This window comes from Neisseria sp. S1, assembly GCF_048060015.1.
Classification (GTDB): Bacteria; Pseudomonadota; Gammaproteobacteria; order Burkholderiales; family Neisseriaceae; genus Neisseria; species Neisseria arctica.
Genome location: NZ_JBLUPI010000003.1, coordinates 51,494 through 78,346 on the forward strand (window position 1 = coordinate 51,494; position 26,853 = coordinate 78,346).

The following is a 26,853-nucleotide window of genomic DNA, read 5'->3' on the forward strand; positions in this document are numbered from 1 at the left end:
GTGATATTTGCGCACAGGAAACCATATGCTTTCCCATATGCCGTTTTTACAAGAACCTGAGTTTGCCCGCTTGCCTTCGGGTTTCTATACCCGTGTCCGCTCCGAACCGTTGACCTCGCCCTATTGGATTGCCCGTAATGAGGACTTGACAGAGGAAATCAACATGCCGTCCGAAATGTTTTCAGACGGCATGTTGGCATATTTAAGCGGTAGTGCGGATGTTTACCGGCCAGTTCCTTTGGCTTCTGTATACAGCGGCCACCAGTTTGGTGTTTATGTGCGTCAATTGGGAGACGGCCGCGCCATGTTGCTGGGCGACTGGATAGATGGGAGCGGCAAACGTTGGGAGTGGCAGCTTAAGGGTGCCGGGAGAACACCATATTCCCGCTTTGCAGACGGTAGGGCGGTTTTACGGTCGTCAATCCGTGAATATTTGTGTTCCGAAGCCATGCACGGTTTGGGTATTCCCACAACGCGCGCTCTTGCACTCATTGGCAGCCCCGACCCCGTGTACCGTGAAGAGGAGGAAACCGCAGCCGTGGTGACGCGTGTGGCTCCCAGTTTTATCCGCTTCGGTCATTTCGAATATATGTATCACAGCGGCCGCCATGAAAACCTGCAACCTTTGGCTGATTTTCTGATTGATAACCACTTCCCGGAATGCCGTGAAGCAGATAATCCTTATTTCGCCTTGTTCCAAATAATCAGCCGTCGAACCGCTGAATTGGTAGCAGCTTGGCAAAGTGTGGGGTTTTGTCATGGCGTATTGAATACCGATAATATGTCGGCTTTAGGGTTGACTATTGATTACGGGCCGTTTGGCTTTTTAGATGCTTATGACCGTCGTCATATCTGCAACCATTCCGATCATAGCGGGCGTTACGCCTACAACGAGCAGCCTTATGTAGTACATTGGAACTTGTCGCGTTTGGCTTCATGCCTGTTACCGTTGGTTTCGGAAAGTGCATTGATAGACGAACTGGAACATTTCCCCGATATATACCGTGCCGCTTATTTGAAGAGAATGCGCGCTAAACTCGGCTTGCAAACAGAGCAAAAAGGTGATGAAGAGCTGGTATCGGATATGTTTGATGCCTTACAGAGCCGTAAAGTTGATTTCACACTTTATTTCCGCCGTTTGGCAGATGTAGGCAATGTGCATGGAGAACCGTTGCCGGCCGGGTTAATGGAGTTGTTTCACGGCCCGACCGAATCGTTTATTGCTTGGATAGGGCGTTATCGGGGGCGGTTGCGTGCGGAAAACAGTGATCCGAAAGTGCGTAAAGTGCAAATGGATGCTGTGAATCCATTGTATGTATTGCGGAATTATTTATTGGAGCAGGCGATAGTGCAGGCAAAAAATGGTGATTTTCGTGAAATCGAACGGTTATACCGTTGCATGCGCCATCCGTTCACTGAGCAAAAAGAATTTGCCGATTTTGCCGAGTTGCCGCCGGATTGGGCCGGTGGAATTTGTGTGAGTTGTTCAAGCTAAAATTAAAAATAAGTTTGAAAACCGGATTTGGCGGATGATGTGGTTTTTTGATGAGGTTAACAGCCGAGATATCGAATTCATTTTTTACGCCTGCCGCCCTAGTCTGTTGTTTAAAAAACCTTATCAAAAATAAATAAAAAAACCGACTGCATATATGCAGTCGGTTTTTTCAGACTTTTTTATTAACCTTCTACCGTTACCTCTACGCGACGGCCTTCTACATCATTGCCAATCGCACCGGTTGTATTTTCAGGTTTACGCAGCTCAATCTTATCGGCACTTACACCTTGGGCTTCAAAGAAAGCTTTAACTGCAGCGGCACGGTTTTTCGACAATTCTTCATTAGCGGCGGCATCACCAGTGCTATCGGCAAAGCCACTAATAACCAGTTTTTTACCTTCTTTACCGGCATTGATAACATCAGCTACGATGGTTTCGGCCCCTTCTGCGATATCAGTTTTGCCGGTAGCAAAGAAGAACTTAGCTACGCCTTCTTCATAAGTAACGCGGGCATGGTCAGCAATAGGAGCAGCGGTAACGGGCTCTGATGCAACAGCCGGCTCAGAAGCGGCAGGAGCTTCTGATGCGCTTGAAGCAACTGCTTCAGAGGCTGCGGGCAGAGTTGTCGGTGCGGAAGGCTGTTCGTTATTGGCACTGCAATTTTTTAAGGCAAATGCAGCTAAAATTGCTGCTATACCCAAGATAATCCATTTGCCGATACCGGAACTTTTAGCCGCAGCCGTAGTGGTTGCAGCACTGATGCCGCCCAAGCTCCCAGCCATATTGGATAAGCCGCCGAACAAACCGCTCAGGCTGCTGATTCCCAAAGCAGACAGCATGTTGCTACTTAATGCTTGAGATAACCAGCCTTGCTGCTGGCCGAACAAGCCTAAAATCTGGTTTGAATTTAAACTATTGGTTTGAACGTGGCCGCGTAGTGCGGATAATACCAAAGGTAGTGCCAAAGAAAGAAGCGAGCCTGCAGAGGCTTTTGATACGCCGCTTTCTTGAGAAATCTGATCTGCCACATCGGCTGCATTGCCGCCTAAAAGGTTGGGTAGCAGGCTTTTGCCCAAGTCAATCAGTGAACCGAGATTACTACCCTCGGCTGCTTGGGAAACTGCTCCGGTGAGTTGTTTGCCGGCATCGCCTTTAATCAGGTCGAACAAGCCGGAGGCATTGGAAGGGTTGCCACTGATATTTTTAATCAAACCGGCTACGATGGCGGGAATCGCTAAGCTTGCGGCTTTGCTGCTGCTGTCGGCGGCTTCGCCGTTGTTGCCTAAAAATTGACTTAATACATTACCTAATTGGCTTTGCAACAAATTACCCAAATCGAGAGACATACTTGCTCCTTAAATTATTTTTTTACTATTTTCAAACAGCCTGCTTTGGCAGGCTTTGTACACACATGTACAACTTGCATACTATATCAGTGCATCGGCTGTATAGTAGATGAAAGGTAAACTTAAATTTTTTTTACAGTTTGCATACTTATAAATACGGATTGTGTCGTTTTTCATGTCCGATAGTGGTTGTTCTTCCGTGTCCGGGAATGACGTTGGTGTTTTCCGGTAAGACAAATAGTTTTTCACGGATATTGGTAATGAGATCCGTATGGTTGCCGCGGGGAAAATCGGTTCTGCCTATGCTTTCATAAAACAACACGTCTCCTGCTATCAGCAGATTTATTTGTTCACAATAAAAAACAACATGGCCGGGCGTATGGCCGGGAATATGCAATACTGTGAAACGGTATCGGCCTATTTCTAAAGTTTCATTTTCTGTCAGCCAGCGTGTCGGAGTGAATGCAGGAGAAACAGGAAAGCCGAATTCGGCCGTGCGTTGGGGCAGTTGTTCCAACAAAAACAAATCGTCTTGATGCGGCCCCAGTACCGGTACTTCATGTTCTTGCAAAAAAGCCACTACACCGCCCGCATGGTCAAGATGTCCGTGGGTTAGCCAAATCGCACGTAAATCCAATCCGCGCTTGGCAATTTCTTCCCGTATGAACGGTACGTCTCCGCCAACGTCGGTTAATACCGCCTCTTTGGTTTCATCATCCCAAATCAAACAGCAATTTTGCCTGAATGGGGTAACCGGCATGATTTCTATCTGTAACGACATAGTGTTGATTCCTTTAAATTCTTATATTTTCAGACGGCCTTTTGTGTTTTAGACCGATGAGATAATTCCAATCGATTATGCATATTACATTTTCAATTGGTTTATATTAGAATAATTACTTATATTATTATTTAAGGGGATAAATAGTGCGTTATATCTTACCTGCTTATGCTTTGGCTTTCATCTGTTTTCCCTTGGGAGCTTCCCCCAATTTGCTGTTGGCACAAGAATTCAAAGGGCAGAATGTACAAGGTTGGGCAATGAGTGAAAAGCTTGACGGCGTACGTGCTTATTGGGATGGCAAACGTCTTATCAGCCGGGGAGGTTATTCTTTTTCGCCGCCGACAGGTTTTACCCGTTATTTTCCTCCTTATCCGCTGGATGGCGAACTTTATAGCGGCCGCGGGCGTTTTGAGCAGATTTCGGCGACCGTGCGCTCCGCACATGCAGATTGGCACGATATCAAACTTCATGTATTTGATGTACCCAAAGCGGAGGGTAATCTTTATCAGCGGCTGGCAGTGCTGCAACGTTGGCTTGATCGAAACCCGAAGGCACCGATTGTAGTAATCCGTCAAATTCCTGTTCGCAATAACGCCCATGCCCAAGGCTATTTAAAAGAAGTCGAATCGCTTGGCGGTGAAGGTGTGATGCTGCGAAATCCTAATCTACCTTACCAAGGCGGGCGCAGCAGTAACCTACTCAAACTAAAATCCGCATATGATGCGGAATGTACCGTTACCCGTCATCATGAAGGTCGAGGCAAATATGCGGGGATGTTGGGCGCCCTTGGCTGCAAAAACCATCTTGGCGAATTTAGAATCGGTAGCGGCTTTAAAGATGCAGACCGCCAGAATCCGCCTCCTGTCGGCAGTTTGGTTACTTACCGTTATCGGGGGTTTACCAAAACAGGCATGCCGCGTTTCGCCACATATGTGCGTATCAGAAACGATAGTCCTGAAAAGCCGCGCCAGATGAAATAAGCGAACCATATACAGTATCGTACCGCTGATATTCTATTAATGTAATGCCAAAGGCCGTCTGAAAGTTTCAGACGGCCTTTATCAAAAGATGCGGGCGTTATCAACAATCGGAAAAAGCTTTTTTGTTGATTAACGGGCCGGCACGGTACCCATGCGCTGCTTTAGTGAGGTTTGGGGCTCATTGAACAACGAAGCGTAATAAGTGGCGTTGGTCATGACTTTTTTCACATAGTCGCGGGTTTCGTTGAAAGGAATTGTTTCGGCATAAATGGCACCTTCCAACGGTACGGAAGCCTGCCAGCGGCGCGCGCGTGCCGGGCCGGCGTTGTAACCTGCGGTGGCCATCACTTCATCATTGCTGAGGCGGCGTTTGGCATCGCCGAGATACCAAGTGCCCATGCGGATATTACCGTCCATAGTGTGCAACTCGTCCGCACTGATTCCGATTTTCGACGCAATTTCACGTGCGGTAGCCGGCATAACCTGCATGAGCCCGGTAGCACCCACGTTGGAGCGCGCTCCGATCATAAAGCGGCTTTCTTGGCGGATTAAGCCATATACCCATGCCGGGTCAACGCCGGCCTGCAAAGCGTAAGGTTCGGTGATGCTGCGGAAGGGAGAAATGTAGCGCAAGTTGTAATTCAGCTTGTGGTCAGTGCGTTCGGCGCTATTAATCGCCATTTCGTAAAACTCATTATCGTGTGCCAATTGGGCAGCGGCTAATAAGGTATCTTCATTTACTCCGCGGGTAGCATAACGCCATTCCGCTTGTGCTTGGCGGCGCATGGTCCAATCACCGCTATTTTGGCTGGCGCGGAACAGGGTGAGTGCGCGGTCGACAGTACCGTTGCGTGCCAAAGCATCAATATCGCGCTTGGATGCTTCGCCGACATTGTTGCGGGTATTGATGCGGTGGCCGAGTTCTTCGGTGGCCAGTACCGCATAGAAATTACGGCCGCTTTTTGCTGCTTGCTCATACAGGTTGCGGGCACGGTTTTGATCGCCGCGGGCAGCATAAGCGCGTCCTAGCCAATATTGCCAGTCGGGCTTGCTTTTTAAAGAAGCCGGCATGCTTTGGATAATATCGGCCAATTCGTTCCAACGTTGCAAACGCAGAGCGGCACGGGCATACCACTCGAACTGGTCTTCGGAAAGTTGTGAGCGGTCGGCTTGGCTATAGTAGCTCAGTGCGGTTTCCATGTTTTGGCTGAGTGCTTGGGCATGCCCTAACACACCCCAAGCGAATCCTGATTGTTCGCGGGTGTAGGCGCCGCTTTGCGCTTGCAGGCGGTTGGCTGCATCGGGTGTGGATTTTGCGTTGCGGCCGATGATGGTATTAAGACTGTATTCTTGAGCGCCTACGCCGCTGGCATCAACGGGGCTGCCTAGAGCAGCGGCAAGATTACGCGCATCAGTAAGCTGGTTGTTGCTGATTAAACCGCGTACGCGACGCCAAGCGTCTGCTTGGTTTAGGTTCCCGGATGCTGCTGCGGTTTCTATTAATGTGGTACAGCCTTGCGGCAAACGGCCCAACTCCTTCACCAAATCGGCAGCCAACTTGCCATATTGGCCGCTGCGGTAGGCGGCATAGCACTCTACTTCTTGAGAGCGGCCGTCTGCTTCCAATCGGGCGTATTGTTGGTCAAACTGCGACCACTGGCCGCGTTTGCCCAAACTTTTCAGCCATTCGTTGCGTACGTTTTCAGCCATGGCACTATCGCCTATTTGGCTTAAAAACTGTGCGGGCAGAATATCGTCATCGCGCTTGATAGCGTCAAGCGTGCTACGGTAAAGGCTGTAATCACTCAATATTTTTGAGGGTGATTCGGTAGCTTGGGTACGCGGAAGGGAAATGCCGCCGCTTGCATGTTCGCCGCGGTTAATCGGCTCCAGCGGTTGTTCCGGTGAAGAGCAGGCTGCCAGAACCAACACGGCAGAAGTCATTAGCGTGAGTTTGAAATGGCGTGATACGGTCATTTTATGGCCTTTGTCGTTTTTGTATTGTGTTTTGAATTGAGGGATATGGTGCGGCCGGCAGCTTATAAAAAACAGGAGGCCGTTTGTAAACGGGCTGAGAGGGCCGGTCGCATCAAAGAAGACCCAAGCCCCGATTCTAAGCGATTTGCCGGGAGGTTTTGCCGTCTGCTACAAAGATTTACATTATGCAGCCGCCCAGGCGGTATCTTTTTATTTTTTCCAATAAGCGGGCGTGAAAAGAATCAGGACGGTGAAAATTTCTAATCGTCCTAGCATCATCACGACGGCGCACAACCATTTTTGTATATCGTTTAAGCCGGCATAGTTGGAAGCCGGGCCGATACTGCCCAAACCAGGGCCGGCGTTGGTAATGCACGCGACCATAGCCGTAAAAGCGGACATAAAATCCAAGCCTGAAGCCATCATTAGAAAGGTGAATAAAACGATGGTCATGAAGTAAATGAAAATGAAGGCCAAAATGGTCAGGGCGGTGCGTTCGGGGATACTGCGCCCGTTTACTTTAACGTTGGATACTGCGCGCGGATGCAGCAGGAAAGTGATTTCGCGCAAGCTGAACTTTGCCAACACCAGTGCCCGTACGTTTTTGATGCCGCCGCCGGTCGAGCCGGAACTGGCCAGTACGTTGGCTAAGAAAAACATCCATAATGAAACCAGTAGCGGCCACTGGTTGAAATCGGTATTGGCAAAACCGCTGGCCAATCCGATGGAAACAAAATTGAAGCCGACAAAGCGCAATGCTTCTTCAAAAGAAGAATAAAATTGGTTTTGCCATAGGTAGGCGCTCATCACGATAATACTGACCAGTAACACACCGAGCATGGTGCGGCATTCTTCGTCGCGCCAATAAGGCATCGGCGAGCGTTCGCGCAATACGGTGAAATGGCTGGCGAAACTGATCGCGCCGAATATGGTGGCGGCGACTAATACGGCTTCTACGGCTACAGAATTGAAATAGGCGATACTGTTGTCGTGGGTGGAAAAACCGCCGAGGGAAACGGCCGCCATCGCATGGCACACGGCATCGAACCAGCTCATGCCGGCCCAGTGCAACCCTAATAACGCGGCAATTGTAAACACGGCATACAGCATCCATAGTTTTTTGGCGGTTTGGGAGATTCTCGGTGCCATTTTGCTGTCTTTGTCGATGCCTGGAATTTCCGCTTTGAAAAGTTGCGTACCACCGACACCGAGCATGGGCAGAATGGCGACGGCTAATACGATAATGCCCATGCCGCCCAGCCAATTGAGCATATGCCGCCAAAAATTGATGGAGGGAGCCAGCGTATCCAAGCTGGTCATTACCGTCGCACCTGTAGTTGTCAGCCCCGACATGGCTTCAAAAAAAGAGTCGGTGAAACTCAGATGCGGAAAATAAAGATAAAAGGGCATAGCCGCAATCACTGCAAACCCTACCCACAACATAAAGACCAAAGTAAAGCCGTCGCGCGGACGCAATTCGCGGTTATGTTGCAAAGTCAGCAGCCAGGTGGTAGTGGAAACGGTGATGGTTACCAGTGCGGTATAACCGAAAGAAGACAAGGCATCATCCAGATACAGATAGGATACGAATGTCGGTATCAGCAACATAAAAGAAAACAAAACGCCGAGCTTGGAAAGTATATGGATGATGGGAATGATTTTATACATATCGGATAGTTTTTTCAGACGGCATGTGTCTATTTCACAGATAAAACAATATCAAGCAATACGGGTATGGTATCGCAAAGTCTTAATTTGCACGGCCTAATATTTTGATTGTAGAGGCAAGCAACCCTAAAAATACCGGTAAGTATGCCGTCTGAAAGATTGGCTGGTTGTGTTTTGTGATCGCGGGTGTATGCAAAGATGCCGGCCACAGTTGGTATTTCGGGCAAAACGGTGATTTTAGCATTTTAATATGCCACAGCCGAAAATAAAAAGAAGGCGGGAGTTTATAAGCTTGATATGTTTGATTTTGGCAATAGGCACAATCAAAAAATGCCGTCTGAAATTTTCAGACGGCATAGACGATATGCGGTGTCAAAATAGTAATATCAACCGAATTTGCCCGTGATGTAGTCTTCGGTTTCTTTGCGTTGCGGCTTAGTGAAAACTTGTTTGGTATCGCCGACTTCGATCAGTTCGCCCAGATACATATAAGCGGTGAAATCCGATACCCGTGCGGCCTGCTGCATATTATGGGTAACAATGGCGATGGTGTAATCGTTTTTCAGTTCGGTAACCAGTTCTTCGATATGGGCGGTTGAAATCGGGTCGAGGGCGGAGGTCGGTTCGTCCAACAGTACCACTTCGGGTTTGCTGGCAACGGCACGGGCGATACATAAGCGTTGCTGTTGGCCGCCTGACAGCGAATTACCGCTTTGCTTCAATTTGTCTTTTACTTCGCCCCACAGTGCGGCTTTGCGTAACGCCCACTCGACACGATCATCCATATCGCTTTTGCTCAGCTTTTCATACAGCTTTACGCCGAAAGTAACGTTGTCGTAAATCGACATGGGAAAAGGCGTCGGTTTTTGGAACACCATTCCCACTTTGGCGCGCAGCAGGTTTAAGTCGATATCTTTGCCTAGGATATTTTTGCCGTCTAAAAGCAGTTCGCCTTCTGCTTTCATGCCGGGATAAAGATCGTACATACGGTTGAAGGTACGCAGCAGGGTTGATTTGCCGCAGCCGGAAGGGCCGATGAAAGCGGTAACTTTGTTGGCAGGAATGTCCAGATTGATATTTTTCAAGGCGTGGAACGAGCCGTAATAAAAGTTGAAATTGCGTACCGCGATTTTGGTTTCCATTAGAGGTTTCCTTTGAATATTTGTCATTACTTTTATATATATGTGTGTTCAGACGGTCTGAATCAGTGTTTTTTGCTGCCCAAGATGCGGGCGCCGATATTGGCGGCTAAAACCGTCAGCGCAATCAGCAAAGCGGCTGCCCATGCCAATTCATGCCAATCACCGTAAGGGCTCATGGCAAACTGGTAGATTACGTTGGGCAGGTTGGCAATCGGCTGGTTCATGTTGGTACTGAAAAACTGGTTGTTCAGCGCGGTAAACAGCAGCGGAGCGGTTTCGCCTGAGATACGGGCAAAAGCCAGCAATACGCCGGTTAGTACGCCTGCTTTGGCAGCGCGTAAAGTGACCATGCTGACCAATTTCCATTTGGGCGTACCCAGCGCATAAGCGGCTTCGCGCAGGCTGTTTGGTACCAGTTTCAGCATATTCTCAGTGGTACGCACTACTACGGGGATAACCAGCAGTGATAATGCCAGCGCACCGGCCCAGCCTGAAAAATGCCCTTGCTGCACTACAATCAATTCATAAATAAACAAGCCGATAACGATAGACGGGGCAGAGAGCAAAATGTCGTTCATAAAACGGGTGGCGGCAGCCAGCTTGCTGCGTTGGCCGAATTCGGCCAGAAAAATACCGCACAAAATACCTACCGGCGTACCTACCAATAAGCCGAAAAGTGTAATCAGCAGGCTACCCAGTATGGCGTTGCGTAAGCCGCCTTCCATGCCCGGCGGCGGTGTATCCATAGTGAAAATATGGGAGCCCAAACCGCTGAAGCCTTCATAAAACAACGTATAAAAAATCCAACCCAGCCAAAAGAGGCCGAAAGCCATGGTCAGCCAAGACATAGCCAGATTGAAACGGCTGATTAAGCGCCGGCGGCGGTAAACAGAATTATTCATATTGGTTTGCATAAACAAGATTCCTTAATGCGCGCGGCCTTCGTTACGCTGCATGCGCAACAGCATCAGTTTGGAAATACACAGGACCACGAAGGTAATCACAAACAGGATCAAGCCCAGATAGAGCAATGACGAGAGGTGTAGCGGGTCGACCGCTTCGGCGAATTCGTTGGCCAGAGCAGAGGTAATCGACACGCCCGAGTTATACAGGCTGGCACTGATATTGAAGGTATTGCCGATAACGAAGGTAACGGCCATGGTTTCGCCCAATGCGCGGCCCAACCCCAAAATGATGCCGCCCACTACACCGGCTTTGGTGTAGGGCAATACCACATAGCGTACGACTTCCCATGTTGTCGAACCCAAACCGTATGCGGATTCTTTCAGCATCGGCGGGGTAACTTCAAACACATCGCGCATCACCGAAGCGATAAAAGGAATAATCATAATCGCCAGAATCAGGCCGGCGGCAAAGAGGCCGATGCCCATAGGCGCACCGTGAAACAGTGAACCGATAAAAGGTATCGGACCGAGGTATTCAATAAAAAACGGTTGGATATATTCTGAAAATACTGGAGCGAATACGAACAGGCCCCACATACCGTAAATAATCGAAGGAATACCCGCTAGCAGCTCGACACAGATGCCGAGTGGCCGGCGCAGAGCTGTCGGGCATAGTTCGGTCAGGAAAATAGCGATACCGAAGCTGACGGGCACGGCAATCATCAGGGCGATGGCAGAGGTGACCAGCGTACCGTAAATCGGAGCCAAAGCACCGTATTGCCCTTGTACTGTATCCCAATTCGAAGAGGTAAAGAAACCGAAACCGAATTCCCGCATGCTCGGCAGCGCGCCAATCACTAAAGAAAGCAGGATACCGACCAAGCTGGACAACACCAAGAAGGCAAACATACGGGTGGTGCCGACGAATAAGATGTCGAGCAACCGCTGTCGTTTGAGTTTTTGTTGAAGTGTGCTCATGAGGATTTTTCTTTTGAGTTAAGTGAACGGATGTTCCGATATAAACCAAAGGCCGTCTGAAATACCGCCTTAGGGCTTTCAGACGGCCTTTGGTTGTTAAAGCGGATTAATAAACCGCCGTGCCGTTGGCATCGGTAATTTTTTTCCATTCTTCGCGTACCAAGTCTTTCACAGAGGCAGGCAGCGGTACGTAGTCGAGTTTCGCAGAGGCTTCGTCACCGTTTTGGTAGGCCCAGTCGAAGAAGCTCAAAACGGCTTTGGCTTTAGCGGCGTCATCCGCTTTTTTGTGTACCAAGATGAAGGTAGCGGCAGCCAGCGGCCAAGCTTTTTCGGCAGGTTGGTTGGTCAGCACCAGGCTGAAGCCGGGAACGCTCTTCCAATCAACATCGGCGGCAGCGGCGAAGGTTTCTTGAGAGGGCTGTACATAGTTGCCCGCTTTGTTCTGCATTTGAACGTGCGACATATTGTTTTGCTTGGCGTAAGCGTATTCAACGTAACCAATGGAGTTTTTCACGCGGTTGACATAAGTCGATACGCCTTCGTTGCCCTTGCCGGCCGCGCCGGAACTTGAAGTCGGCCATTTAACGGTATTGGCTGCGCCTACGCTGTCTTTCCATTTGTTGGAAACTTGGCTCAGGTAAGTGGTAAAGATGAAGCTAGTGCCGGAACCGTCGGAACGGAATACGGTGGTAATCGGTGCGTCGGGCAACGCCAAGCCTTCGTTGAGGGCTGCGATTTTCGGATCGTTCCACTTGGTGATTTTACCCAAGTAGATTTCGGCCAATACTTCGCCGCTCAGTTTCAATTCACCCGGTTTGATGCCTTCCACGTTGACTACCGGTACGACGCCACCGATAACGGTCGGGAATTGGATCAGGCCTTCTTTTTCCAAATCTTCAGCTTTCAAAGGAGAATCAGATGCGCCGAAATCCACGGTTTTGGCTGTAATTTGTTTGACACCGCCCGAAGAACCGATTGATTGGTAGTTGATACGGCCGCCGGTAGCGGCTTGGTAAGCTTGCGCCCATTGGACATAAATCGGTTGCGGGAATGATGCGCCTGCACCGGTCACATCCAGAGTAACTTTTTCAGCATTGCCTGCCGGAGCGGTAGATGCGCCTGCTTCGGGCTTGGCTGCCGGAGCGGTGTTTTCCGAGCCGCCGCAAGCGGCCAAAGCAAAAGCGGCGATAAAAGCAGCGGTAAGGGTGCGGATTTTCATAGTGTTCTCTCTCTTGTATCAGGAGTGTTTGGAAACGCTGCTAAGTTTAAGCAAGCATTGTTTCAGATGTGTGACAGTGGTTACAAAAGCTTACATACTTGACAGCATATTTGTTAAGATTTTGATTTTAATTAAAACTTTTTTGATGGGATAAGATTGGTGCGAGTTGTAATCCGATATTGCGGGTGGCTTTGTAACATTGGAGCGGGATTGTTAGCAGTGTGTGTTTCAGACGGCATTGCTTGAGCCGCCCTGTAAATACGGGTTCCGACCAATAAGGTTGCATAAGATGATCGGGAAATTTTTTACTTGAATAACCGACAAGGTGTGCGAAGGTATAAAAAAAGCAGCCCGTAGGCTGCCGTGAATTTGCTGCATCCGTTGATTTAATCTTCCAAATCGGCCTTTACTTTTTCCAGCGGCGTATGACGCACATCAACACCGCGTACCAAGTAAACCACATGCTCGGCAATATTCTTGGCATGGTCGCCGATACGCTCGATGGCCTTATTCATCATCATTACTTCCATGCAGGTGGTGATATTGCGCGGATCTTCGATCATAAAGCTGATCAACATGCGTGACTGGTTGCGGTAGTCGGTGTCGAGTTTGTTGTCGGCTTCGTTCAAATCCAAGATGGCTTTCGAATCCAAGCGGGCAAAAGCATCCAAGCTGCGGCGTATCATGGGTGCGGTCATGGCTGCCAAACGGTGGGTATCGTAAAGTTGGGTGGAAGTAACTTTGTTGTGCATGAACAATTCATGGGCGGATAAAGCGATTTTTTTCAGTTCATCGCCCATGCGTTCCAAGTCAACAATAATTCTGCTGACGGTAAGCACAAATCGTAAATCGCTGGCGGCCGGTTGGCGGCGGGCGATAATGTTTTGACAAGCGTCATCAATACCGACTTCGAGTTCGTTGATGATGCTGTCGCCGTCAATCACGGCAGTCAGCCCCGAAGCATTGGTGCTGGATAATGCGGTTAATACGGCTTTTAGCTGTTCTTCAATCAAGCCGCCCATACGCATTACTTCGCTGCGTACACTTTCAAGCTCTTGGTTGAAGTGAGACGAAATACGTTCTGCCATGCTGTTTGCTCTCCCTAAAAATAGTTTTATGCCGCATGATAAAACAGTTTCATGACAAAATATTGACAACCCTGAAATCACATTGAAAACAGCTACTCTGCATATTCAAGGTTGTATTTGGTTTCATTGGTAAAAGGCCGTCTGAAATATGTTTTTCAGACGGCCTTTTGAGATTTAACCGAAAAAGCCCATTTTAACCTGAATCAGTTTTTCCAATTCGCGCAATACGCGGCGGCGGGAAACGAAGAAAATCAGATGGTCGCCCTCGGCCATTACCGCATCTTCTTTGTGTCCCATAATGACTTGGTCTTCACGAACCAAAGCGGCAAAGTGGCAACCTTGGGGCCATTTCACTTCCGAAACGCGGCGGCCTACCAAGGCAGATGTTTTTTCATCACCGTGTACCACTACTTCGATTGCTTCCGCCGTGCCGCGACGTAACGGGTGTACCGCTACTACATCGCCGCGGCGGATGTGCGCCAGAATCGAACCTATGGTAACCAAATGCGGTGAAACCACGATATCGATTTTGTTACCCTCCAGCAAATCCACATAACTGGAACGGTTTACAATCGCAATAACCCGTTTGGCACCGAGGTTTTTCGCCAGCAAGCCCGACATAATATTATTTTCATCGTCATTGGTGACGGCACAGAATATATCCACTTCGTCGATATATTCTTCGGTAAGCAGGCTTTCATCGGTTGCGCTGCCGTGCAAGACCAAGGTTTGGTCGAGATTTTCCGCCAGCCACAGAGCGCGGGAATGGTTATATTCGATAATTTTGATATCCAGCTTGCTTTCCAGCTGCTTGGCCAAGCGGAAGCCGATATTGCCGCCGCCCGCAATCATCACGCGGCGGGTGCTTTGTTCCAGCGGTCTGAGCTCGCGCATAATCGCTTTGACGTCTGATGATGCGGCTACGAAGCAAACCTCGTCTCCGTCGATAATTACGGTGCGTGCGGAAGGAACGATTAATTGGTTGTTGCGGTAGATGGCGCAAATCTGGCAGTCCACGCCGTCGGGCAGATGGCTGTTGATCTGGGCGATTTCCTTATTGACCAGCAGGCCGCCTTTATGAGCTTGTACGATAACCATCTTGGCTTTGTCTTCGGCAAACTTCAGTACTTGTAAGGTGCTGGTGTAGCTCAATAATGATGCAAGCCTCTCGGTTACTAATTGCTCTGGGCTGATGGAGTCGGTCACTTCAAACAGTGATAAGCTGTTTTCTATTTCTTCGTTATCCGGGCGGTATTCCAAATATTCGCTAGAGCGCACGCGGGCGATGCGGTTTGGAATATTAAACAAATCTGCGGCGATTTTGCAGGCGACTAAGTTGGTTTCGTCGCTGCGGGTTACGGCTAATAGTAAGTCAGTATCGGCAGCTCCGGCTTGCTCCAGTACTTTGGGTGAAGCGGCGTTACCCAACATGGTTTGGACATCCAAGCGGCTGCCTAGGGTATGCAATGCGGTTTCGTCGATATCGATAATGGTGACATCGTTATCCGGCATCGCCGACAAATTCTGAGCGATAGTCGAGCCGACTTGGCCGCTGCCGAGAATCAGGATTTTCATAATATCTAAACAATCATGCAAAAAAGAATGGTTTATTGTAATGCCAGCCGTGCCGAAATCAAACTTTTGACAAGTTTATCTATGCTGCATCAGGCCAATCGGGAAAAACTATTTCTTTTGTCTACACCTTTCCAATAACATGTTGTAATATCAGACACCCTGTTTATAGCAATAAAGGCCGTCTGAACGTGCCGCAATCATGACCCAAAGGAGCCAAACATGACCGTCATCAAACAAGAAGATTTTATCCAAAGTATCGCTGATGCATTTCAGTTTATCAGCTATTATCATCCCGCCGATTATATTAAAGCCTTAACAAAGGCTTGGGAAAAAGAAGCCAATCCTGCCGCCAAAGATGCTATGGCGCAAATTCTGGTAAACAGCCGCATGTGTGCCGAAGGCCACCGTCCTATTTGCCAAGATACCGGTATTGCTACCGTTTTCCTAAAAGTCGGTATGAACGTGCAGTGGGATGCCCAAATGAGCGTTCAGGAAATGGTGAATGAGGGTGTGCGCCGCGCCTATACCAACCCCGATAACATATTGCGCGCTTCGGTATTGGCCGATCCAGCAGGCAAGCGTCAAAACACTAAAGACAATACGCCCGCAGTCGTACACATGGAAATCGTAGCGGGGGATAAAATCGAAGTAACGTGTGCGGCCAAAGGAGGCGGCTCTGAAAACAAATCCAAACTGGCTATGCTCAATCCTTCTGACTCGATTGTCGATTGGGTACTGAAAACCGTACCGACTATGGGGGCGGGGTGGTGTCCGCCGGGTATTTTGGGTATCGGTATCGGCGGTACGCCTGAAAAAGCAGCATTGTTGGCTAAAGAATCCCTGATGAGCCATATTGATATTCAGGAGTTGCAGGAAAAGGCTGCTTCCGGTGCGGAACTGAACACTGTGGAAGCTTTGCGTTTGGAGCTGTATGAAAAAGTAAATGCGTTGGGTATCGGTGCCCAAGGTTTGGGTGGTCTTACAACTGTTTTGGATGTGAAAATCCTTGATTATCCGACTCATGCCGCGTCTAAGCCGGTTGCCATGATTCCGAACTGTGCGGCTACCCGTCATGTCGAATTTGAGCTCGACGGTTCCGGTCCGGCCAAGCTGGTGCCGCCTTCACTCGAAGACTGGCCGGATCTGACTTACAGCCCCGATAACGGTATCCGCGTGAATGTGGACGAGCTCACCAAAGCCGATGTCGCCCAATGGAAAACCGGTGATGTGCTGCTCTTGAACGGTAAAATTTACACGGGCCGCGATGCCGCACATAAACGTATGGTCGATATGCTCAACAAAGGCGAAAAACTGCCGGTTGATTTTACCGACAAACTGATTTACTACGTCGGCCCGGTGGATCCCGTGCGCGATGAAGTGGTTGGCCCGGCCGGCCCAACGACCGCTACCCGCATGGACAAATTCACACGTCAAATGCTGGAACAAACCGGTCTGTTGGGTATGATTGGCAAATCGGAGCGCGGTGCGGCGGCTTGCGAAGCGATTGCAGACAACAAAGCGGTTTACCTGATGGCGACCGGCGGTGCGGCTTATCTGGTAGCGAAAGCCATTAAAGAAGCCAAAGTGGTGGCGTTCCCCGAGTTGGGTATGGAGGCGATTTATGAATTTGAAGTAAAAGATATGCCGGTTACCGTAGCCGTAGACAGCAGCGGTAAATCCGTGCATGCCATCGCGCCGAAAGAGTGGCAGGCCAAAATCGGTATTATTCCGGTTGAGAGCTGATTAAGCTGCCGTTTGTATTTGGCATGATACGAGGCCGTCTGAATATTTTCAGACGGCCTCGTTACTTTTTATCCATTGTTAAGGTAATACCGTAACCGGGCAGTGATTGATTTTGTTGCTGAGAAAGTCAATCATACTTCTGACTTTGGCACTGAGAAACGCCCTATCAACGTATGCGGCATAAAGTTGGGTGGTCAGCATGCTGTAATCAGGTAGCAGGCGTACCAGTGAACCTTGCTGCAAATCTTCGGCAATGGCCCATAAGGGTAGATAACCGATACCGCAGCCGGCCTGAATCAGTTTGCGGCACATCAGCGTATTGTCGCTGAGGATAGATGATTTCAGTGTCAAGGTTTCTTGGCTGCCATCTTTGGCGGTAATGGCAACATCGCTCAAATCGACATAGCTGGGTAATACGGCTTCGTGCCGTTGTACTTCGGCAGGTGTTTCGGGGGTGCCGTGCAAATCTAGGTAGGCGGGTGATGCTACCAGGAAAAACTCTATTTTTGCCAAAGGTTTGACGATTAGCGAGGGATGCGGTTCGTTGGATACGCGCAAGGCCAAATCGACGCCGTCTGCAATCAAATCGACACGGCGGTTATCCAGATGAAGGTCGAGTGATACTTCAGGATAGAGACGGCGGTATTCGGCAAACCACTGGCTCACATAAGATGTGGCAAACCAAAGCGGCATAGTCATGCGTAGTAATCCCTGCGGTTTATCAGCCCCGCCCGCAGCTTTATCGGCGGCAGATTGCAAGGTTTCAAGCGCATAACTGCATTGGCGGTAATATTCTTCGCCGGCTTCGGTGAGGTGCAGATTGCGGCTGTTGCGGTGAAGCAGTTTGGCTTGAATGGTATTTTCCAAATGGCTGACATGTTTGCTGGCCATGGCGATGGAAATATCTAATTTGTCGGCGGCACGGGTAAAGCTGCCGCTTTGTACCACTTCCCGGAAAACTTTCAGGCTGAATAATGTATCCATGATTTCTCATTAGGAAAAAATGTTTCAATAAAAGCAGTATATATTGATTGCTGGTATATGCCTATACTGCAGGCATTCGATAACTATTTTTATTTAAATCAGGGTATAAATTATGAATTTTTTAAACCGCTTCCAACCCGTATTACTGTCGATTTTACGCATTAGTGCCGCATATATGTTTATGCTGCACGGCACGGCCAAACTTTTTGCCTTGCCGCATGTGGAAATGTTTGACGGTTTGCAGATTTTTTCCTTATACGGCTTTGCGGGCATTTTGGAGCTGGTAGGCGGGGTATTATTGCTGATCGGTTTATTTACCCGTCCGGTTGCATTCGTGTTGTCCGGCCAGATGGCGGTAGCTTATTTTATGGCGCATGCTGCGGGAGGAAATGCTTTACTGCCGCTGCTTAACGGTGGTGAGGCTGCTGCTTTATTCAGCTTTATCTTCATCTATATCGCAGCAGCGGGCGGTGGCGCTTGGGCAGTGGATAATAAATTCCGCCGGCAAGAAGGCAAAGTGTGATTGAGTCAAGCCGAATAGTAATAATACCGTTGTATTTAGATATTTATACTTGTCGTACTTGTCGTTTGGCTAAGTTTTGAATCATATTGTTTGCAGTACAACTGCTTTTCGGTGGTTAATTGTTGCCGATTGGCGATACCGGAATAAAGGAAATGGAAAATGACTTACAAAGATTTGCAACAGGCTGCTGAAAGCCGCCGTTCGGTTTATGCTTTGAATAAAAATCTACCGTTAACCAATCAAGGGGTAACGGATATTGTGGAACATGCGGTATTGCATACGCCTTCTTCGTTTAATTCGCAATCTACCCGTATGGTAGTGTTGTTCGGTGCGGAGCATGAAAAGTTATGGGAATTGACCGAAGGCGCTTTGCGTGAGGTTGTACCGGCCGACCGTTTTGAGCCGACCGCACAAAAAATGGCAATGTTCAAAGCAGCTGCAGGTACGGTTTTGTTTTTTGAAGATCAAAAGGTTATCCGCGGTTTACAAGAGCAGTTCCCTTCATATGCTGATAATTTCCCGGTGTGGGGCGAACATACAAATGCAATGAACCAATATGCCGTATGGACGACTTTGGCTTCCGCCGATATTGGTGCCAATCTGCAGCATTACAATCCGCTGATTGACGATGCCGTGGCGAGAGAGTGGGAAATCCCAAAAGATTGGAAACTGGTGGCACAGATGGTATTTGGCGGCATTGCTGCTCCTGCCGCTGAAAAGAGCTTCACACCGGTAAATGAGCGGGTAAAAGTGTTTGGTATTTGATGTTATTAAAACGAAATAGGGTATATAAGGCCGTCTGAAAACTTATTTTCAGACGGCCTGTTTTCCGGTGCGGCAATTTGCCGCATTTTCTTTGTAGATGGATTGTTTAAAATATAAAGATGTTTTTATGATTATTTTCAATGCAATAAGGGAGCGATAATGAAGAAATTTTTCTTTGCCGCTTGTGCGGGGTTCTGCGTGCAGTTCGCATCTGCACATATTAGTTTTACCGAACCTAAACAGGCCGATCCAAAGCAAAATTTTACTGCCGTATTTAAAGTGCCTCATGGATGCGGTGGTGCGGCAACAACCGCAATCCGTATCAGTATGCCTGAAGGTGTGTTGGCTGTTAAGCCTCAAGCCAAAGCGGGATGGCGTATTGATAAAGAGTACGGTGCTTATACGCATAGTTACGATTATCGTGGAAAGACGCATAGCAGCGGTATCAAGACATTGGTTTGGCATGGCGGTAGCTTGGCAGATGATGAATTCGATACTTTTGCGTTCAGTGCTTATTTGTCGGAGGCGGCACCAAAACAAAACGGTAAACTTGTTTTTCCGGTAACGCAAATTTGTGGTGATAAAGAAATCAAATGGGATATGCCAAGCGGCGCCTATCCGGCACCTTACTTACCTGTTGGTACGGCAGCTCCGCACGGCGAACACCACCACCATTAACTATTGTCAGATATAGGCTGGCCTTGATAACTGAAATATTCTAGGACGGCAAAATAAGAAAAGTCGTTTAAGTTGATATAAAAAGTCATTTAAAGTAACAAAGACTGTATTTACGCGGCCAACCTTCCTGGAACAACGTTTCAGACGGCATCAAACAAGGCAAATGAGTTTATAGTCAATTTATCTGAACTTCCGTTTTTTATCAGTGGGATTTTAAATTTCAGCAGGTTGTTTTCAGACAATCTGCTTTTTTTCTTTGCGGGTAGTATATGGTTGCATAAACCGTAGTCGGTTTTACACGGAATGCAGTGGGGAAATTTTTTAGTTTATTGTTTTATTTTAATAAATAAAATCGTTATTGGAATGGTTGCTTAAAAAATGTACAATGAGCGATTTATTTGACCCGAATTTCAATATGCGGATTGGTGCTTATACCCTTAATACCCCTATTGCATTGGCGCCGATGGCCGGAATTACCGACAAGCCTTTCCGACAATTGTGCCGGGGATTCGGTGCAGGTTGGGTGGTTGGAGAGATGCTTACCAGCGACCCCTCTCTCAGAAATACCCGAAAAACACTACGCCGCAGCGATTACAGCGGTGAGGAGGGTGTTCGGGTTGTTCAAATTGCGGGCAGTAATCCGCAGCAATTGGCTGAAGCCGCACGCTATAACGTTGAGATGGGCGCGGAAGTAATTGATATCAATATGGGATGCCCGGCCAAAAAAGTATGCAATGTTTTGGCAGGTAGCGCCCTTCTGCAAAACGAACCTTTAGTAGCTGAAATCTTAAATGAAGTTGTGCGTGCCGTTGATGTTCCCGTTACTTTGAAAACCCGTTTGGGCTGGCATGACGAACATAAAAATATTCTTACCATTGCCCGTATTGCCGAAGATGCAGGTATTGCCGCTCTCGCTATTCATGGACGTACACGCACGCAAATGTATAAAGGACAAGCCAGTTACGAATTGATTGCCGAAGTGAAAAGCCGCAGCCGTATACCGGTATGGGCGAACGGTGATATTACCGATCATCAGAAAGCCGCTTCGGTTTTGCGTCAGACTGCTGCCGACGGTGTGATGATAGGCCGTGGCGCACAAGGCCAGCCTTGGATCTTCCGAGATTTGAAACATTACGCCGAAACAGGTAGACTGCCGCCGCCGTTAACTTTGGTACAGTGCAGCCAAACCGTATTGAGCCACTTACAAGCCATGTATGCTTTTTACGGTGAGCAGGCCGGTTTGCGTATTGCGCGCAAACATATAGGCTGGTATATCGCTTCTCTCCCCGGGGGCGAGGTTGTTCGGCGTGAAATCAATGGTTTGGAAAGCGCGGCCGCACAATATGATGCGGTTGCAGCATTCTTAGATAATCTGCCGAATGAAACTGATGTTTGGGTATGCAGTTATCGTTGATATATATCAACCTTTTGTATTTAAAAAAATTTTAGCTATGTCGTGGTGTGGATAAATATTTTACCGATCATGATATTGGTATAAAATTGCGAAGAACAGCACGAAAACTAACGGAAAAGCAGATTATATTTAAGACGGTAACCGCTGTTTATCGGCAGAATATTTAGAAAAGTAAAAATAATATTGTTGCTCTTCAAATTTGTTTGATTGAAGGAATGTCGGTTCATGGCCGGTTCCGACTTGAATAATTTTCAGGGAAGCTTCAATACGGTTTCATTTAAATATCTGTTTGTATTGGGAAAATGTGTAAAAGTTAGACGGATAAGAAGGAAAAAAATGAAATATCGTAGTGAAATCGACGGTTTGAGAGCTCTGGCAGTATTACCGGTGATTCTTTTTCACGCAGGCTTTTCCGCCTTTCAAGGCGGCTTTGTCGGGGTGGATATATTTTTTGTTATCAGTGGTTATTTGATTACCACTATTTTGCTTGAAGATGTTCGGGCAGGACGTTTTTCCCTGGTGGACTTTTACGAACGCCGCTTCCGCCGTATTTTGCCCGCTTTATTTTTTGTGATGTTGGCAACCTTGCCTTTTGCATTGATGTGGCTTATGCCGTCTGAATTGAAAGCATATGCGCAAAGTTGGGCGGCGGTATCGCTTTTTTCTTCTAATATTTTATTTTGGTTTACCAGCGGTTATTTTGAAACCGCCGCAGAGTTAAAACCCCTTCTGCACACTTGGAGCTTGGGGGTGGAAGAGCAGTTCTATCTGTTTTTTCCTATCTTATTGTTATTATTATGGAAGCGGGGGCAGCGTTGGTTGTTACCCTTGCTGGTAGCGGTTGCCGCAGCCAGCCTGATTTCTGCACAATGGGCTGTTCAGAAATACCCTTCGGCAGCTTTTTACCTGCTGCCTTTTCGTGCATGGGAGCTGCTGGCCGGTAGTTTTATCGCTTTTTATTTTGCAAGGTATGACCGTAGCCGACAAAGCGAAGCATTAAACCAATGGGGTAGCTTGTTGGGTTTACTGCTGATATTGGCGGCTATTTTTGGTTATCACCGCAATATGCCTTTCCCGGGATTCAGCGCATTATTGCCCGTATTGGGCAGCGCTTTGGTTATTATTTTTACCACACCGAAAACTTGGGTCGGACGGTTGTTGTGCAGCAAACCGATGGTACAAATCGGTTTGATCAGTTATAGCGCTTACCTTTGGCATAACCCTTTGTTTGCTTTTGCGCGGGTAAGGTCGGAGTTTCACTTGGAATCCGTACCAATCATGCTCGGTTTGTCGGTTTTGTCGTTGATTTTGGCTTATCTGACGTGGCGTTATGTCGAAGCGCCTTTCCGGCGGCGTGATCATTTTAGTCGGCGTCGAATTTTCGAGATGAGTTTTGCAGGTAGTTTTACACTGTTGGCGGCAGGTTTGGTAGGGCATTTTTATTTTCATGCCAAAGAGCCGAAAATAGATTACGAATGGAGTAAAAATACCCGCCAGAACATTTGTTTGATTCAGGATTATCATCAGGATCAGCAACAATCCGAATGTTATGAGCAGGGTAAGAATAATGTCTTGCTTTGGGGGGACAGCCATGCTGCTTCGCTTTACCAAGGGTTATCAGGTTTTGCGCGTAGGCACGATATTGCATTGACACAGTTAAACCAATCGGCCTGCCCGCCTCTGCTGGGTTTGCCTCAGGCGGACGCTAATCGGACAAACTGTGGAAAAATTAACCGTAGAATTATCGCGGATATAGGCCGTTACCGTTACAATGCGGTTATTTTGCACAGTATTTGGTTTTTTGAAAAAGCACCTGCGGATAATCAGGAAATCAGCACCCATTTGGCAGAAACCATCCAAGCCATCAGAAAGGTTTCTCCAAAAACCAAAGTGGTAGTTATTGGTAATGTACCGCGTTGGTACATATCCGCCGAACGTGCTTATACCCAAGTGTTGGGGAGTGCTTCCGAGCATGTTGGCGGTGAGCGGTTACTGGCAAGGGCAATTGTGTTGCCACAGCTTGAAGAGGCTTTGAAACATACTGCCGAGGCTAACCAGGCTATTTTTATCGCACCTTCGGCGTATCTTTGCGAGTTGGGCGGATATGAGTACCGCAAATGTTTGTTGTCGTTAAATGGCAGTCGGGAGGAAATGGCCTATATAGATGCGGACCATTTGTCGAAAGCAGGGGCGGAGGTTTTGGTATATAAAATGGCCTCCGAATTGGCTTCGGCTTTACAACCCTAATGTTTCAGACGGCTATTTGAGAATAGAACCGATTTTCTGTTTTTTTATTAAAAAGAATATATTATGCCGAATAAAATCCCTGATATCGCTCACTGTGTGGAGCATAACTTAAAACAATATTTCCGTGATTTGGACGGCGAAACCCCTTGTGCGGTATACGATATGGTATTACAGCAGGTTGAAAAGCCGTTGCTGGCCACCGTTATGGCCGAATGCGGAGGTAACCAGTCGAAGGCTGCCGCCGTATTGGGGCTGAATCGTAATACCCTACGTAAGAAACTTTTGCAATATGATTTGATCGCGTAATTTGTTTGGCTTGAGCAGTTAAAACCTATCTGTATAAGGAACGATAATGGCAGCAGTGAAACGAGCGTTAATCAGTTTGTCCGATAAACAAGGTGCGGTTGAGTTTGCCCGTGCTTTACACGATTTGGGGGTGGAAATCCTTTCTACCGGCGGTACGGCGAAATTACTGGCTGATGCGGAAATTCCAGTGATCGAAGTAGCCGATTACACCGGTTTTCCCGAAATGCTGGACGGGCGTGTGAAAACCCTGCATCCGAAAATTCACGGCGGTATTTTGGGGCGTCGCGATTTGAGCGAGCATGTGGCTAAAATGGCCGAACACGATATCGGCAATATCGATTTGGTATGCGTGAACCTGTATCCTTTTGCCGCTACTATTGCCAAACCCGGTTGCACGCTGGAAGATGCAATCGAAAATATTGATATCGGTGGCCCAACCATGGTGCGTTCGGCAGCGAAAAACTGGAAGCACGTTGCTATCATTACGGATAATACCGATTTCGATAAGGTTGTAGAGGAATTACGCGCTAACGGCGGTACGCTGTGCGATAAAACCCGCTTCAATTTATCACGCAAAGCTTTCAGTCATACTGCCCAATATGACGGCATGATTTCCAATTATCTCACCAGCATTAATGATGAAAAATTAGGCGGTGAGCCTGAAATTAATGAGTTTCCGGAACAAATTAACGGTAATTGGCTAAAGGTACAAGATTTGCGCTATGGTGAGAATCCGCATCAGCAAGCCGCGTTTTACCGTGATGTTTACCCGGCGGCGGGCAGCCTTTCGGCTTATACCCAATTGCAAGGTAAAGAGTTGTCATACAACAATATTGCCGATGCGGATGCCGCGTGGGAAGCCGTTAAGGCGTTTGACGAGCCTGCTTGCGTTATCGTGAAGCATGCCAACCCGTGCGGTGTGGCGGTCGCTGCGGATACGTTGACGGCTTACCGTTTGGCATTTGCTACCGATACTACCAGCGCATTTGGTGGGATTATTGCTTTTAACCGCGAAGTGGATGCGGAAACCGTAGAAGCGGTGACCGGACAGTTCCTCGAAGTATTGATGGCGCCGAAGTTTACCGACAAAGCCAAAGAAATTATTGCAGCCAAGAAAAACGTTCGCGTATTGGAAGTACCTTTGATGGCCGGTGCGAACCGTTTCGAATTAAAACGCGTCGGCGGCGGCCTGTTGGTGCAAACGCCTGATCTCCATCGTATCCGCCGTGCGGATTTGACTGTGGTAAGCAAGCGCGAGCCCACCGAGCAGGAATGGAAAGATCTGATGTTTGTGTGGAATGTGGCCAAATATGTGAAGTCGAATGCGATTGTATTCGGTAAAGGCGGGCAAACATTCGGTATCGGTGCCGGGCAGATGAGCCGTGTGGATTCTACCCGTATTGCTGCCCGTAAAGCGCAAGACGGCGGCTTCGATCTCAACGGCGCTTGTGCGGCTTCGGATGCGTTTTTTCCCTTCCGCGACGGCGTGGATGTGATTGCTGAGCAAGGCATTAAGGCGATTATCCACCCGGGCGGTTCTGTGCGTGATCAGGAAGTATTCGATGCGGCAGACGAACACGGTATCGCTATGGTATTAACCGGCGTACGCCATTTCCGCCACTAAACCGGATAGGGTAGTATGCAGAAGCCGTCTGAAATTTTCAGACGGCTTATTTTTATATGGTATCGGGATTGAATAGATTTTAAAAATATGTGGAAAATCTAGGATATTATTCAAAAGTGCATTGGTTGTTCGGATTGGGTTAAGGTTTTATTTGTTTTTCGGCAGAATAAAAGGCCGTCTGAAAAAGTTTTCAGATGGCCTTTTAGTTTCTGGCTGGTAACTATACTGAAAATGGTGGTTTTATTATTCGATACCCGCCCATTTGTGTGTTTGTACGCTCAACTGCCAATGTGCGGAGCCATCGGGGCGGCTATTAAGTATGCCGATTTGGCGGATGGTTTCATAAATATTCATTGAACCGTTTTGCTCGCACGGAGAAAGATAATAGTGTCGGGCGCGGATTTTTTGTTCGATTACGGTACAGAATGCGGTGACATCGCCGTCAACAACGATACGCACTTCATCGGCCCGCGCAATGCATTGCGTTTGGTATTTTTCGGCATAGCAGGCTTTGGGGCTCGTGGCAATGTAATCAATCTGCGGTGGAACGGTGTTAAGCCCGTTGGTTTCGATACACAGGTAATAACCTTCTTTTTTTAAGGCATTCAACAAGGTTTCGAGGTGAGGTTGAATGGTTGGTTCGCCGCCGGTAATGATAATGTTGCGGGCGGTATAGTTTTTCAGACGGCCTAAGATTTCGCTGAGTGGCATTTGTTGAAATGTAAGGTAGTCGGTATCGCACCATTGGCAGGCTAGGTTGCATTTGCCCAAGCGGATAAAAACCGCAGGCATACCGGTATTGTAGCCTTCGCCTTGCAGGCTTTCGAAAATTTCGACAATACGGAATAGGGGATCGGCAGGTTGGATGGTTTGCATTTCAGACGGCCTCACAGACTGCATTCGCAATAAGACGTAGGGGTTTCCCACAGGCGTAGGGTCGAGATATTTAAACGGCCTTCGCTGCGGAGCAGGTCGAACATATATTGCGCCATGTTTTCGGCGGTGGTGCGTTTGTCCATAGCCAATGTCTTTAAGCCCCAACCTTCGAGCATACGGGCGATTTGCCGTTCGCGTTCGCTGCCGGTGTGATAGATGAAGGCATGGTCGAAAGGTTCGACCACTAAAGCTTTGACGGCTTGTTTCAGGTCGGAAAAATCAATCACCATGCCGTCTTTGGCTCCGCCCTCAATCAGGTTGCCGCATACTTCGACTTCGAGTTTGTAGGTGTGGCCGTGCAGGTTTTTGCATTTGCCGTCGTGGTTATCGAGCATGTGAGCCATGTCGAACGAAAAGGTTTTGGTAATTTTCATCATCATCAAGGTTTGCTGTTGCCGCGTTCAGACGGCCAGAAACGCCGTGCAATACGATTCTTTATACCGTATTGCAGATGTTGGGCCGTGTGGCGGAAACAG

At 48.1% G+C, this 26,853-nt stretch carries 23 protein-coding genes; 10 read left to right on the forward strand and 13 right to left on the reverse strand.

Annotated features, from left to right (window positions below):
- Nucleotides 1-25: 25 nt before the first annotated feature.
- Nucleotides 26-1,495: a protein adenylyltransferase SelO gene (locus tag ACEPPX_RS03080; RefSeq protein ID WP_416622897.1), complete on the forward strand. Its 1,470-nt coding sequence runs from the start codon at nt 26-28 to the stop codon at nt 1,493-1,495.
- A 182-nt stretch (nt 1,496-1,677) separates the two neighbouring features.
- Here ACEPPX_RS03080 and ACEPPX_RS03085 read toward each other — a convergent pair whose 3' ends face one another.
- Both ACEPPX_RS03085 and ACEPPX_RS03090 read right to left on the reverse strand, forming a co-directional pair.
- Nucleotides 1,678-2,841, reverse strand: coding sequence for a DUF937 domain-containing protein (locus tag ACEPPX_RS03085; RefSeq protein WP_416622898.1), 1,164 nt, complete (start codon nt 2,839-2,841; stop codon nt 1,678-1,680).
- Between the two features lie 148 nt (nt 2,842-2,989).
- On the reverse strand, nt 2,990-3,622 hold the full coding sequence (locus tag ACEPPX_RS03090; protein WP_416622899.1) for an MBL fold metallo-hydrolase: 633 nt from the start codon (nt 3,620-3,622) through the stop codon (nt 2,990-2,992).
- A gap of 143 nt (nt 3,623-3,765) precedes the next feature.
- Here ACEPPX_RS03090 and ACEPPX_RS03095 point away from each other — a divergent pair, with 143 nt between their 5' ends.
- Nucleotides 3,766-4,605 carry a DNA ligase gene (locus ACEPPX_RS03095; protein WP_416623009.1) on the forward strand — a complete coding sequence of 280 codons (840 nt, stop codon included), beginning with the start codon at nt 3,766-3,768 and terminating at the stop codon, nt 4,603-4,605.
- Nucleotides 4,606-4,734: 129 nt separating this feature from the next.
- Here the strand turns inward: ACEPPX_RS03095 and ACEPPX_RS03100 are convergent, their stop codons facing one another.
- The 8 genes from ACEPPX_RS03100 to trkA all read right to left on the reverse strand — a co-directional run bounded on the left by ACEPPX_RS03100 (nt 4,735) and on the right by trkA (nt 15,157).
- The gene (locus tag ACEPPX_RS03100; protein ID WP_416622900.1) at nt 4,735-6,582 is read right to left on the reverse strand and encodes a transglycosylase SLT domain-containing protein; all 1,848 of its coding nucleotides are present in this window, start codon (nt 6,580-6,582) and stop codon (nt 4,735-4,737) included.
- A gap of 210 nt (nt 6,583-6,792) precedes the next feature.
- Nucleotides 6,793-8,250, reverse strand: coding sequence for a TrkH family potassium uptake protein (locus ACEPPX_RS03105; RefSeq protein ID WP_416622901.1), 1,458 nt, complete (start codon nt 8,248-8,250; stop codon nt 6,793-6,795).
- Nucleotides 8,251-8,636: 386 nt separating this feature from the next.
- A complete protein-coding gene (gene pstB, locus ACEPPX_RS03110; protein WP_416622902.1) occupies nt 8,637-9,392 on the reverse strand; it encodes a phosphate ABC transporter ATP-binding protein PstB in 756 nt (251 codons plus the stop codon).
- A gap of 62 nt (nt 9,393-9,454) precedes the next feature.
- Nucleotides 9,455-10,306: a phosphate ABC transporter permease PstA gene (gene pstA, locus ACEPPX_RS03115; RefSeq protein ID WP_416622903.1), complete on the reverse strand. Its 852-nt coding sequence runs from the start codon at nt 10,304-10,306 to the stop codon at nt 9,455-9,457.
- Nucleotides 10,307-10,318: 12 nt separating this feature from the next.
- Entirely contained in the window at nt 10,319-11,275 is a 957-nt protein-coding gene (gene pstC / locus ACEPPX_RS03120) for a phosphate ABC transporter permease subunit PstC (RefSeq protein ID WP_416622904.1), read from the reverse strand.
- Nucleotides 11,276-11,381: 106 nt separating this feature from the next.
- Nucleotides 11,382-12,494: a phosphate ABC transporter substrate-binding protein PstS gene (gene pstS, locus ACEPPX_RS03125; RefSeq protein WP_416622905.1), complete on the reverse strand. Its 1,113-nt coding sequence runs from the start codon at nt 12,492-12,494 to the stop codon at nt 11,382-11,384.
- A gap of 386 nt (nt 12,495-12,880) precedes the next feature.
- Nucleotides 12,881-13,582: a phosphate signaling complex protein PhoU gene (phoU, locus tag ACEPPX_RS03130; RefSeq protein WP_047760920.1), complete on the reverse strand. Its 702-nt coding sequence runs from the start codon at nt 13,580-13,582 to the stop codon at nt 12,881-12,883.
- A 174-nt stretch (nt 13,583-13,756) separates the two neighbouring features.
- The gene (gene trkA / locus ACEPPX_RS03135) at nt 13,757-15,157 is read right to left on the reverse strand and encodes a Trk system potassium transporter TrkA (RefSeq protein ID WP_416622906.1); all 1,401 of its coding nucleotides are present in this window, start codon (nt 15,155-15,157) and stop codon (nt 13,757-13,759) included.
- Between the two features lie 219 nt (nt 15,158-15,376).
- On the opposite strand from trkA, the gene ACEPPX_RS03140 reads away from it, so the two are divergent.
- The gene (locus ACEPPX_RS03140; RefSeq protein WP_416622907.1) at nt 15,377-16,900 is read left to right on the forward strand and encodes a fumarate hydratase; all 1,524 of its coding nucleotides are present in this window, start codon (nt 15,377-15,379) and stop codon (nt 16,898-16,900) included.
- A gap of 78 nt (nt 16,901-16,978) precedes the next feature.
- Here ACEPPX_RS03140 and ACEPPX_RS03145 read toward each other — a convergent pair whose 3' ends face one another.
- On the reverse strand, nt 16,979-17,884 hold the full coding sequence (locus ACEPPX_RS03145) for a LysR family transcriptional regulator (RefSeq protein ID WP_416622908.1): 906 nt from the start codon (nt 17,882-17,884) through the stop codon (nt 16,979-16,981).
- A 109-nt stretch (nt 17,885-17,993) separates the two neighbouring features.
- On the opposite strand from ACEPPX_RS03145, the gene ACEPPX_RS03150 reads away from it, so the two are divergent.
- The 7 genes from ACEPPX_RS03150 (at nt 17,994) to purH (ending at nt 25,441) form a co-directional block, all read left to right on the forward strand.
- The gene (locus ACEPPX_RS03150) at nt 17,994-18,407 is read left to right on the forward strand and encodes a DoxX family protein (RefSeq protein ID WP_047760916.1); all 414 of its coding nucleotides are present in this window, start codon (nt 17,994-17,996) and stop codon (nt 18,405-18,407) included.
- A 159-nt stretch (nt 18,408-18,566) separates the two neighbouring features.
- Complete coding sequence (locus ACEPPX_RS03155) at nt 18,567-19,172, forward strand: nitroreductase family protein (RefSeq protein WP_416622909.1); 606 nt, start codon at nt 18,567-18,569, stop codon at nt 19,170-19,172.
- Nucleotides 19,173-19,331: 159 nt separating this feature from the next.
- Nucleotides 19,332-19,850 (forward strand): YcnI family protein, encoded by a 519-nt coding sequence (locus ACEPPX_RS03160; RefSeq protein WP_416622910.1) that lies wholly within the window; start codon nt 19,332-19,334, stop codon nt 19,848-19,850.
- Nucleotides 19,851-20,265: 415 nt separating this feature from the next.
- On the forward strand, nt 20,266-21,264 hold the full coding sequence (gene dusB, locus ACEPPX_RS03165; protein WP_416623010.1) for a tRNA dihydrouridine synthase DusB: 999 nt from the start codon (nt 20,266-20,268) through the stop codon (nt 21,262-21,264).
- A gap of 336 nt (nt 21,265-21,600) precedes the next feature.
- Entirely contained in the window at nt 21,601-23,511 is a 1,911-nt protein-coding gene (locus tag ACEPPX_RS03170; protein WP_416622911.1) for an acyltransferase family protein, read from the forward strand.
- A 63-nt stretch (nt 23,512-23,574) separates the two neighbouring features.
- Complete coding sequence (locus tag ACEPPX_RS03175) at nt 23,575-23,817, forward strand: Fis family transcriptional regulator (protein WP_047760912.1); 243 nt, start codon at nt 23,575-23,577, stop codon at nt 23,815-23,817.
- 46 nt (nt 23,818-23,863) lie between these two features.
- Complete coding sequence (purH, locus tag ACEPPX_RS03180) at nt 23,864-25,441, forward strand: bifunctional phosphoribosylaminoimidazolecarboxamide formyltransferase/IMP cyclohydrolase (protein ID WP_416622912.1); 1,578 nt, start codon at nt 23,864-23,866, stop codon at nt 25,439-25,441.
- 243 nt (nt 25,442-25,684) lie between these two features.
- Here purH and ACEPPX_RS03185 read toward each other — a convergent pair whose 3' ends face one another.
- Nucleotides 25,685-26,317 (reverse strand): 7-carboxy-7-deazaguanine synthase QueE, encoded by a 633-nt coding sequence (locus ACEPPX_RS03185; protein WP_416622913.1) that lies wholly within the window; start codon nt 26,315-26,317, stop codon nt 25,685-25,687.
- Between the two features lie 11 nt (nt 26,318-26,328).
- A complete protein-coding gene (queD, locus tag ACEPPX_RS03190; protein WP_416623011.1) occupies nt 26,329-26,751 on the reverse strand; it encodes a 6-carboxytetrahydropterin synthase QueD in 423 nt (140 codons plus the stop codon).
- Nucleotides 26,752-26,853 lie beyond the last annotated feature (102 nt).